This is a genomic window from Rhodococcus sp. AZ1 (genome assembly GCF_054979605.1).
On record NZ_JBUEQF010000019.1, the window covers coordinates 1 to 1,587 of the forward strand.

2 protein-coding genes and 2 pseudogenes are annotated in these 1,587 nt (G+C 62.1%); 2 read left to right on the top strand and 2 right to left on the bottom strand.

What is annotated here, in order from left to right; all coding sequences use genetic code 11:
• Positions 1 to 297 (bottom strand): hypothetical protein (locus ACY48E_RS15945; protein WP_462873236.1); only part of this gene is annotated, 297 nt, incomplete at its 3' end.
• Here ACY48E_RS15945 and ACY48E_RS15950 point away from each other — a divergent pair.
• Positions 298 to 411: pseudogene (locus ACY48E_RS15950) on the top strand (integrase core domain-containing protein); the annotation flags it as partial.
• Between the two features lie 384 nt (positions 412 to 795).
• On the opposite strand, the gene ACY48E_RS15955 reads toward ACY48E_RS15950, so the two are convergent.
• Positions 796 to 1,170, bottom strand: a complete 375-nt coding sequence (locus ACY48E_RS15955; protein WP_462873234.1) for a hypothetical protein — start codon at positions 1,168 to 1,170, stop codon at positions 796 to 798.
• A gap of 291 nt (positions 1,171 to 1,461) precedes the next feature.
• Here ACY48E_RS15955 and ACY48E_RS15960 point away from each other — a divergent pair.
• Positions 1,462 to 1,587: pseudogene (locus tag ACY48E_RS15960) on the top strand (hypothetical protein); the annotation flags it as partial.

Sequence of the window (1,587 nt, forward strand, 5' to 3'; positions counted from 1 at the left end):
AGTGACGGCGACGATGTCCAACGCGGTGGGGCTGGTGGTGCGGAGGACGGCGTCGACGGGGTTGTTCTCCAGGGTGAACTGATCATTGCCCTTGTCGAAGACGTGCAGGTAGTAGAGCAGAGTCGCGGCAGCCACAGCAGACCGGGGAACACCACGTAGATATGCATGGACCGACAGGAAGTACAGGTGATACTCGGCCTGACCGGCGATGAGGTCGTAGGCGAGACTCTTGGCGGAGAGCTTGATGCCTTCAAGGGTGTTGAACGCGTTGGTGGTCGCGTCAGTGCCGCTGTTCACGGCATCGTCCAGAAGTTCATCACACCCCACTGCCCGTGGCAGAACAGCAAACTCGAACGCTTCAATCGCACACTCGCCGCGGAGTGGGCCTACCGACGCGCCTACACCACCAACACCGACCACTGCGCCACCCATCGGCCGCCTGTCACCAACCTGATGGCCGGGTACAGCTAGACGGCCCCGGCGGCGGTGGAGGCGGGGCTGGCAACCCGCATCATGACGCGATCGAGGATCACCCCACCGAAGTTGACCATCCGCACGAAGTCGATCTGGTCTAGATGCTTGTCGCCTTTCGACTTCGGTGTGTCACTCTGCGGCGACGTGGGATCGGCTGCGGTGGAATCGAGTCCCAGGACGACGTCGGTTTCTGCGGCCCCCGCGGGGTAGATAACTCAGCCGTGGCGTCTCGCAAATTACCGCTGACCTAGAAACCGCCCATTCCGTTACGATCGCGACCCCTCGGCGGCGATCTGCGCGCCGAGGGGTCGGCGGAGTTGGTCAGCTCAGTCGGACCCACCAGTTGGTGAGCCCATTGGTGTTCCCCGAAAAGACAGTGGCAAATCCGCCAACCCCTCGGGCCTGGCATGCACTGTCGGGGAACGTGACGAAAGAGACAGGATCGCCAGCAGTTACGCCGACTCCAGTGCTGCGGTCAATTCCCGACTGCAGCCGCTGCACGCAAACGAGTGGGCCCTGGCTCACCCGGATCTCTACGCTTCCGATACCAGCCGGAATGCTGTTGCCGACGATCATGATGTTGTAGACGGGTGCGGCTTGCGCTGCGGGCGCGGTGGCCACCAGCGTTCCTGCTGTCATGCTCAGCAGCGCTGCCGCCACCCCGATGCTCTTCTTCGACGTCGTACCCAAACCCATCTCCATTCCCCTTTACATGTGTGGCCGATTCGTGTCGGCTATGTTGGGTCCGCTGGTTCGACGCCCGATTCCGACGATACACAGCTGCCGCACACCACACGGTGTCGCCGCGATAACGATCCGGTCCGGGTCGGACATGCCGGACAATCTGGCTGGATGGGATGAATCATATTGACATCCAACTTATTCGGGCCCACTTCTGTATTCACTCCGGAGCGTCGCACAACGCCTCGGTGAACTGCACCAGGTCGGTGCCGATGAGGTCGGCGGCAACACCGGCCATCGCCCGCTTCATTCGAACGGTACACCTAGCAGCGCCCGCCGGGTTGTCGTTCTCGTCCGAGAAGAACGCGGATGCTCAACCACAACTACATCGGCACCGAACGCATCCTGCTCGGGCCACTCCACGAAGGCAAC